This is a genomic window from Aeromonas sp. s13 (assembly GCF_040907905.1).
GTDB lineage: Bacteria > Pseudomonadota > Gammaproteobacteria > Enterobacterales > Aeromonadaceae > Aeromonas > Aeromonas veronii.
The window spans coordinates 1-8,320 of the sequence record NZ_JBFOCS010000058.1 but is presented as its reverse complement, the minus strand read 5'-3'; the positions used below and the strand labels follow the sequence as shown (position 1 = coordinate 8,320).

Genomic DNA, 8,320 nt, shown 5'->3' with positions numbered 1-8,320 from the left:
ACCCATACTAATTACCCGTGAGGCTTAACCATACAACACCCAAGAAGTGTTCTAAGGCTTGTAGCAAACCTAAGCGAACTACTAATTCAGTGATAACGATAAGCCACGAGCAACATCGTTATTCACGTCAGCTTTCCAAGATTGAAGATTTTTGCCTGGCGGCCATAGCGCCGTGGAACCACCTGATCCCATGCCGAACTCAGAAGTGAAACGCGGTAGCGCCGATGGTAGTGTGGCATTCGCCATGCGAGAGTAGGAGACTGCCAGGCACCCAATTTAATAACCCCGCTCATCGAGCGGGGTTTTTTATTGGCTGCAATTTATTGAATTGTCTGATATTTGACCTGACTTATTCCTTTCTTCTGTTTTTATTGTTACTCGCTGTTGTCTTTCTGTTCAACGAATAGCCTGATGTTACGCTTTTACTCTTTCTTCATGTAAAGCCATTGCTCTGTATGGCAGCATCGCCATAACCCGTGAATCCCATGATCGCCTATACGTCATGATCTCTTGCTTGGGATCTCTGCTTCCAGAGTTAGCTGCTCCCTCTTTTTAAGCCGCGGCTCCATAGTCCCTGCTTTTCTAAGACTGTGTTAACCGGCCCTGACGTTATTCCGAAGAGGGGTTATTGGCGGTGCCAACATGTTGAAGCTGTGGTCGCTGCGTTGGTCGTTGTTGTTTGGGGTAATAAGGAATTGGGAAGGGATACCCGCAGGAACGCAGAGGTTCGATGTTGATAGGGGATCTTGTGGTGGCTTTTGAGCCTGCAGGTGGGAAAATTAATGGGGGGGGCTGAAGAAGGCTAATGTGTTGAGCTCTATGAGGAGTGGCAAATCGCAGGCAAATAAAAAGCCCACGCAACGTGGTTGCATGGGCTCGGTATAAATGGCGGAGGAGGTGGGATTTGAACCCACGGATGGTCGCCCATCGCCGGTTTTCAAGACCGGTGCATTCAGCCGCTCTGCCACCCCTCCGCAGCAGTGCGGCGAATATTACCATGCTGATCCGGCTTGTAAATCCCCGCTTGGTTCGATTGCTGGTTAATTGCGCGAAATGACATGAAAAAGTGGCAATCAGAGCGTATCAAGCGCTTTTTTAGCCAGATAACTTGACTTGAAAACAGACTCAACCACTATAGTGGCCTCTATCATATCCTCTGCAAGATAACGTTATGACGATTAAAAATGCCCTGTTTTGCGCGCTGGCTGGCGTGACCCTGCTGGCGACGCCGGTACATGCAAGCGAGCTGACCAAAAGCGATGTCGAGCAAATCGTTCGCGACTATCTGGTCAAGAATCCCGAGATCCTGGTCGAGATGTCCAATGCCCTGCGTGCCAAGCAGGAGAGCCAGCAGGCCGAGAGTGACAAGGCGCTGATCAAGGCTCACTCCAAGCAGCTTTATGCCAATCAGGATCCCGAGATGGGGAATCCGAAGGCGTCGCTGACCATTGTGGAGTTTTTCGATTACAACTGCGGTTACTGCAAACGGGCCCATCCGCTGGTCAAGCAGCTGATGTCGGAAGACAAAGATATCCGGTACATCTACAAGCAGTTCCCCATTCTGAGCGAGTCCTCCTACTTCGCCGCCCGTGCTGCGCTGGCGGTCCAGCTGGGTCAGCCTGACAAGTACCAGGCGTTCCACGAGAAGCTCTATACCCATCAGGGCCCGCTCGCTGATGAAACACAGGTCAAGCAGTTGGCTGTGGCGGCTGGTGTTGACTGGAGCAAGGTGGAAGCCAAGATCAAGGATGGCAGCATTGACCAGAACCTCGGTACCAACCGTGCGCTGGCTGAAGCGCTCGGTATCTCCGGTACCCCGGCCTTCATCATCGGTGATCAGATCCTGCGCGGTGCTCCCCGTGATCTGGCCAGCCTGAAGGGGTTTATCAAGGACGTGCGTGCCGGCAAGAGTATTCAATAAGCGGTTGTCATGGTCGAGTGCCCAGCGCCCCGGCCAGATACAGAAAGAGGGTCGGTATCACTACCGGCCCTCTTTTTTATTATGTCCTTTGGCACAAGTGGTCGTCGCGAAAGGACCATAACAACGTGCTCAGGACCCGGCCTGTTGGCCTCAGTAACAAGTATTAGCAGAGTCGTTCGGAGTCTATTGATAAATATTTCGCCTTGCAGAGGCGTGTCGTGAGCATTGCTTAATTCCGGTCAAGATTTTTTCTGCTGCTTGCCTTAGAATCGCCGCCCGTTGCAGGAGAAACCCCTATGTTAGTTGATATTTTACGGCTGGTTTTTATAGCCGGAGGCCTCGTATTCGTCTTTATGCTGGTGCAAGCCTGCTGGCGGAAGAAGCAGAGTGGATCCTTTGAAGCGACCCCCTTCTGGCCGGTGGCGTTGATCGGTGGGGTTGCCAACTTCCTCGATACCCTGGGGGTGGGCAGCTTTGCGGTAAAGACCGCCTGCTACAAGCAGTTCAAGCTGATCGATGACCGGGTGCTGCCGGGGACCCTCAATGGGCAGTGCGTGCTGCCGACCGTGACTCAGTCGCTGATCTTCGTCGGCGCAGTCGCGGTGGAGCCGCTGACGCTGATCAGCATGATGATGGCCGCCGCAGCGGGCGCGGCCTGGGGCGCTCGTCATGTGGCCTCGTTTGATCGGCAGACCATCCGGTTGGTGATGGCTATCTCCTTACTGGTCGTTGCAGGGCTTATCTTTGCCGGTCTGCTGGGGCTTTTCCCTGTAGGCGGCGATGCGATGGGGCTCAGCGGCTACAAGCTGGCGATCGCCCTGCTCGGCAATTTCATCTTCGGAGTGCTGATGAATGTCGGTATCGGCCTGTTTGCTCCCTGCATGACGCTGGTTTATCTGCTGGGGATGAATCCGCTGGCGGCGTTTCCGATCATGATGGGCTCCACCGCCGTGCTTAGCGTTTTCTCCGCAGGCACCTTTATCCGCAGAGGGGCATTCGATGCCAAGGCGGTGCTGGCGGTAGCCATCTTCGGTCCCATCGGTGTGGTGCTGGCAGCCATGCTGGTCAAATCCATGGATATGGAGATGCTGAAGTGGCTGGTTGCCTTTATCGTCATCTATACCTCCTGGACCATGTACGCCTCCTGGCGGGCGGTGCGTCGCTCCCCTGTGCAACTGACGGTGGAGAGCGCAGGCTAGCCTGTACCAGTGCCGCTTCGGCCTTGGCCCCCAGAAAAACATAGAGGCCAAGCGCCAGCAGCAAACCCACCGCACACCCCATCACTCCGACCGCTGGCCAGAGCAGCTCGCTCTGGCCGAGCGAGCCTTTGAACAGCAGCAACAGCCCCTCGATGGAGACCGCGATCAGAATGGCGGCGATAAAGCGGGTGATGGTGCGGCGAATGGCGCTGTGGCGGAAGATATCCTTATGCAGTAGTACCTCCTCTTCCAGAATGGTCTTGCCCAGATCGAACACCGCCAGTGCCAGCGTCAGGAAAATGATGGCGCTAAAGGCGCCGAGCTGGTTCTGCTGCTCGCCGCACAATAGCTGGTAGAGCTGCTCCAGCCCGTGCCAGATCAGGGTGGCGACGATCAAAAACAGCGCCATGCTGAGCACCACATAGACCGCTTTGAACCAGGGCATGGCGCGGCGGCGCTCCCTGTCTCCCATCAACCAGCCAATCAGCTGATTCAGACAGACGGTGATCTCCCGTCCTTGCCCCTGCACGATAAGGTGCAGCCGGTTATGGGCCGCCGGTGCCGCAGGCTGGATGCACATCGGCCCCTGATAGTGGTCAATGCTGACGACAAAGGGATACCCCTTGAGCGAGACAAGGGGGGCGCTGAGCAGCCCCTGCAGTAGCGGGGTCAACTCCTCCTGATACTCCTGATAGCGCCGCAGCACATCGATAGGGCTCATCTCTGCCATATGGACCTCGGTGACGTGGGCTCTTGTGGTGAATGTGCAAATAGTGGGCCTGCTTTATGACAGGGATGGCAGGGCAAGTTGCACCAGAGGATGACAAATTGGTGAGTGACGAAGAGGGAATGCACCAGAACTGGGCGTATCGATGCCCTGTCTGGTGATGAAGGCACTGCAAAAGAAAAGGGCCCATGACGGGCCCTTTGCGACAACCAGCGGCGATTTAGCCAGCCAGCTTGGCGAAGCTGCGTTCGGCGGCAGCAAGGGTATGTTCGATCTCCTTGTCACCGTGAGCCAGTGACAGGAAGCCCGCCTCGTAGGCGCTCGGCGCCAGATAGACACCCTCTTCCAGCATGAGATGGTAGAAGCGCTTGAAGCGTTCCATATCGCAGCGAGTAACCTGCTCGTAGCGGGTGATTTCGGGCTCGTCGGTGAAGAAGAAGCCGAACATGCCGCCCACATAGTTGATGGCGAGCGGGATACCGTGTTTGGCTGCGGCCGCCTTCAGTCCCTCGGCAACACGAGCCGTCTTGGCGCTCAGCTGCTCATAGAGACCCGGCTCCAGCAGCAGATCCAGCATGGTCAGACCGGCAGCCATGGCTACCGGGTTACCGGAGAGAGTTCCCGCCTGATAGACAGGGCCGGTCGGTGCGATGTGTTGCATCACCTTCTTCTTGCCGCCGAAGGCGCCCACCGGCATGCCGGCACCGATGATCTTGCCAAGAGTGGTGAGATCCGGGTCGATGTTGTAGTGACCCTGGGCACCGCGCAAGGAGACGCGGAAGCCTGTCATCACTTCGTCCAGGATCAGCAGGGCTCCGAACTCGTCACAGATGGCGCGCAGCCCTTCCAGGAAGCCGGGGACCGGCGGGATGCAGTTCATGTTGCCTGCGACCGGCTCGACGATGATACAGGCGATCTCGCTGCCGTACTGGGTGAAGGCTTCACGCACCGAATCCAGATCGTTGAAGACGCAGGTCAGGGTGTGTTTGGCGAAATCGGCTGGAACGCCCGGGCTGTTGGGTTGACCCAGGGTTAGGGCGCCGGAACCGGCCTTGACCAGCAGAGAGTCGGCGTGGCCGTGGTAGCAGCCCTCGAATTTGACGATCTTGTCGCGGCCGGTGTAGCCGCGGGCCAGACGGATGGCGCTCATGGTGGCTTCGGTGCCGGAGTTGACCATCCGAACTTGCTCCATGGAGGGGACGATCTGGCGGACTTTCTCGGCCATCAGCACTTCGATCTCGGTCGGCGCACCGTAGCTCAGTCCCTTCTCAACGGCCTTGATGACGGCGGCTTTGATGGCGGGGTGGTTGTGACCCAGCAGCATGGGGCCCCATGAGCCGATGTAATCCACGTAGGCCTGACCATCCACATCATAGAGGTAGGCGCCATCGGCATGATCGATGAAGCGGGGCGTGCCGCCGACCCCATTGAAGGCGCGGACCGGTGAGTTGACGCCACCCGGAATGGTCTGGCGGGCCTGTTCAAACAGCTGATCTGATTTTGACATGGATCATCCTTAATGGGATTTTGGTCGTCACACAAGGGATTGCAGCCGATTGAGACTCGGCAGGCCGGAGCATCAGGAGTATGCTTTGCGCTCTCGCCACCCGGACTCTCGGTCTGCTCCCGTGACAAAAATTTAACGGGCCGACTATAGCAGAAAGCCCCAGCCCTGGGCAGCCGAGCAACGCGCCGGGTGATCCTGATCTCAGCTAGCTGACGATATGGTTTTTCCAAGTTGGTGTAACAAGATGGCGCAACAAGCTCTCTCCTCTGAAGCAGATGCCTCTTCGCGGGGGCCGCTTTCCCGCATTATCCGGCAAGACAAGATGCCCTTGCTGGTGCTGCTGCTGGCGGCGCTGGTCGGCACCCTGGCCGGACTGGTGTGCGGCCTGTTCGAATCGGGTGTCCACTGGCTGGCAGAACAACGTGTCGATTTGCTGGCAGACCGTCCCTGGTGGCAGCTCGGTCTGCTTGGCTTTGGCTTCAGCGCCTTGTTGGGATTTGTCGGCTACTTCCTCACTCATACCTTTGCCCCGGAAGCGGGGGGCTCCGGCATTCCCGAGATCGAGGGGGCGATGGACGATCTGCGCCCGGTACGGTGGTGGCGAGTGTTGCCGGTCAAGTTCTTCGGCGGCATCTGTACCCTGAGCTCCGGTATGGTGCTGGGGCGGGAGGGGCCTTCGGTACAGATCGGCGGCAACCTCGGCAAGATGGTGGCGGATATCTTCCGGTTGCCAAAGGAGCATGGCCACGCCCTGTTGGCAGCCGGTGCGGCGGGCGGTCTGGCGGCAGCCTTCAATGCGCCACTGGCAGGCATCCTGTTCGTGATGGAGGAGATGCGACCGCAATTCCGCTACTCCTTTCTGGCCATCAAGGCGGTGGGGATCTCCGCCATCATGGCGACCTTGATGTTGCAGAACATGAAAGGGCAGGGGGCGGTGATCACCTTGCCCCACTACGATGCGCCCGCCCTCAAGGCGCTCTGGCTGTTCCTTTTTATGGGAGCCACCTTCGGGGTGCTCGGTTTTGTCTTCAACAAGCTGGTGCTGGCCTGTCAGGATGGTTATCTGGCGTTGCATCAGAACAAGCGCCACCGTTTTGTGGCCATCGGCATGCTGGTCGCCGGAACGTTTGGCGTGCTGTCGCTGTTTGCTCCCGCGGTGACGGGGGGCGGCACCGAGCTTATTCCCCATCTGATGGGGGATGAGTATGCGATGGCGACCCTGTTCCTCATCTTCTCGGTGCGGCTGGTTGCGACCCTCATCTGCTTCTGCTCCGGTGCCCCTGGCGGGGTGTTTGCGCCGACCCTGGCGTTGGGCACCCTGTTTGGCGTGGTGTTCGGCCATCTGTTTCATGCGGCGTTTCCGGAGCTTGGCATCGAGCCCGGCGCCTTTGCCATCGCCGGAATGGGGGCTCTCTTTGCTGCCACCGTGCGCGCCCCCATCACGGGTATCGTGCTGGTCACCGAGATGACCGACAACTATCAGCTGATCCTGCCGATGATGATTACCACGGTTGGGGCGACTCTGGTTGCCCAGTGGCTGGGTGGCCGACCGATCTATTCCCAGATCCTGGAGCGAACTTTACGGCTCGCCGCGCGTCAAAAGCGGGGTGATGGCAGCGCCACGGCCAGTTAATTTTTCCCTTTATCGTCTTTGGCCCCGGTCAGGGCGGTATAGTGAAGGGAGAGGCGCTGCCGTAAATGGCGTGATAACGGGATGAGGGGCTATGTCCAATCTATTGAAGTTATTGGTCGTGTTAGCCGTTGGCGGGCTCATTGGTTACTTTGTCGGTAACCGTCAGGAGCTGGCCCAGAGCAGTCTGTTGGTGGTACAGCAGGAGACGCTGGATCGTCAGGGCAAGGCCATCGGCCAGCTCAAGACCGAATTGGGGGTGAAAGATACCCAGCTGGCGACCCAGAAAGCGGCCTTCGAGCAGTTGCAGACCACCTTGAAGAGTCAGGAGGCGCAGGTGCAGGAGCTCAAGCGCCAGCTGGCCTTTTTCGAGCGGATCATGCGCCCCACCGGCGAACAGGTGGGGGTAGTGATCGACAACCTGACTCTGCAGGAGACCAGCATTCCCGGTCGCTACCACTATCGTCTCGCCCTGACCCAGCCCGCCAAAAAGCGGGAGCTGTTCCGTGGTCAGGTGCAGATCCGGGTCGAGGGGAGCCTGGCTGACAAGCCGAAGACGCTGACCGGTCGCGATCTCGGAATGAAGGTGAGCGAGTGGCGTTATGCCCTGCGTTATTTCCAGCTGCTGGAAGGGAATTGGCAGTTGCCGGAAGGCTTTGTGCCGGATCGGATCCGTGTCACCATCAACAAGGACGGCAGGCAACCGGCGCAAGAGCTGCTGGTTGAGTGGGGTGAGGTGATCAAGCCGCTGGTCGCTGCACCGCCTGCTCCGGTTCCCGCGGCCGGTTAAACGTGGTGAATACTTGAACTGAATGGTCGGGTATTGGATAATTTCGCGGTTTCCATGTTTGTGGATCTAATGGTTGTGAGGTCAGTAATGAGTGCAGTAGCAGAAGCCCCGCTGCCCATCCAGATGACGGATGCGGCGGCCAACAAGGTGAAGAACCTGATCACCGAGGAAGAGAATCCCGAGCTGAAGCTGCGGGTATACATCACGGGTGGGGGCTGCTCCGGTTTCCAGTATGGCTTTACCTTTGATGAGAAGATCAACGACGGGGACACCGTAGTCGAGAAGAATGGCGTCACCATGGTGATCGATCCCATGAGCCTGCAATATCTGGTAGGCGGCAGTGTGGATTACACCGAGGGTCTGGAAGGTTCACGCTTTACCGTGACCAACCCCAACGCCACCACGACCTGTGGCTGTGGCTCCAGCTTCTCCATCTGATCGGCGTATCGGTCTGATGAAACGGCTCTCGGCAACGAGGGCTGTTTTTGTTTGTGGGCTCTGGGATGACGGTAAAACAGCATCCCCCCTGAAACAACAAAGGCGCCT

Annotated in this window: 7 protein-coding genes, 1 tRNA gene and 1 rRNA gene; 6 read left to right on the top strand and 3 right to left on the bottom strand. The window is 57.9% G+C overall.

The features are described from left to right. Positions 1 to 154 precede the first annotated feature (154 nt). Positions 155 to 269: ribosomal RNA gene (gene rrf, locus AB5Y82_RS10610) — 5S ribosomal RNA — on the top strand. Positions 270 to 886: 617 nt separating this feature from the next. Here rrf and AB5Y82_RS10605 read toward each other — a convergent pair. Further along, positions 887 to 974: transfer RNA gene (locus tag AB5Y82_RS10605), tRNA-Ser, on the bottom strand. Between the two features lie 197 nt (positions 975 to 1,171). Between AB5Y82_RS10605 and AB5Y82_RS10600 the strand changes: the two genes are divergently transcribed. Together AB5Y82_RS10600 and AB5Y82_RS10595 are read left to right on the top strand one after the other, a co-directional pair. Next, positions 1,172 to 1,921, top strand: a complete 750-nt coding sequence (locus AB5Y82_RS10600) for a DsbA family protein (RefSeq protein ID WP_111901724.1) — start codon at positions 1,172 to 1,174, stop codon at positions 1,919 to 1,921. Between the two features lie 296 nt (positions 1,922 to 2,217). Continuing rightward, positions 2,218 to 3,120 (top strand): sulfite exporter TauE/SafE family protein, encoded by a 903-nt coding sequence (locus AB5Y82_RS10595; RefSeq protein ID WP_111901725.1) that lies wholly within the window; start codon positions 2,218 to 2,220, stop codon positions 3,118 to 3,120. On the opposite strand, the gene AB5Y82_RS10590 is transcribed toward AB5Y82_RS10595, so the two are convergent. Both AB5Y82_RS10590 and hemL read right to left on the bottom strand, forming a co-directional pair. Continuing rightward, on the bottom strand, positions 3,035 to 3,850 hold the full coding sequence (locus tag AB5Y82_RS10590; protein ID WP_111901726.1) for a hypothetical protein: 816 nt from the start codon (positions 3,848 to 3,850) through the stop codon (positions 3,035 to 3,037). The genes AB5Y82_RS10595 and AB5Y82_RS10590 overlap by 86 nt on opposite strands. Before the next feature lie 217 nt (positions 3,851 to 4,067). Further along, positions 4,068 to 5,354 carry a glutamate-1-semialdehyde 2,1-aminomutase gene (hemL, locus tag AB5Y82_RS10585; protein WP_029302267.1) on the bottom strand — a complete coding sequence of 429 codons (1,287 nt, stop codon included), beginning with the start codon at positions 5,352 to 5,354 and terminating at the stop codon, positions 4,068 to 4,070. A gap of 244 nt (positions 5,355 to 5,598) precedes the next feature. On the opposite strand from hemL, the gene clcA reads away from it, so the two are divergent. From clcA to erpA, 3 genes are all read left to right on the top strand, one after another. Next, a complete protein-coding gene (clcA, locus tag AB5Y82_RS10580; RefSeq protein WP_111901727.1) occupies positions 5,599 to 6,987 on the top strand; it encodes a H(+)/Cl(-) exchange transporter ClcA in 1,389 nt (462 codons plus the stop codon). A gap of 91 nt (positions 6,988 to 7,078) precedes the next feature. Continuing rightward, the gene (locus AB5Y82_RS10575) at positions 7,079 to 7,774 is read left to right on the top strand and encodes a DUF6776 family protein (RefSeq protein WP_005343032.1); all 696 of its coding nucleotides are present in this window, start codon (positions 7,079 to 7,081) and stop codon (positions 7,772 to 7,774) included. A gap of 87 nt (positions 7,775 to 7,861) precedes the next feature. After that, the gene (gene erpA / locus AB5Y82_RS10570; protein ID WP_005340225.1) at positions 7,862 to 8,212 is read left to right on the top strand and encodes an iron-sulfur cluster insertion protein ErpA; all 351 of its coding nucleotides are present in this window, start codon (positions 7,862 to 7,864) and stop codon (positions 8,210 to 8,212) included. Positions 8,213 to 8,320: the final 108 nt, after the last annotated feature.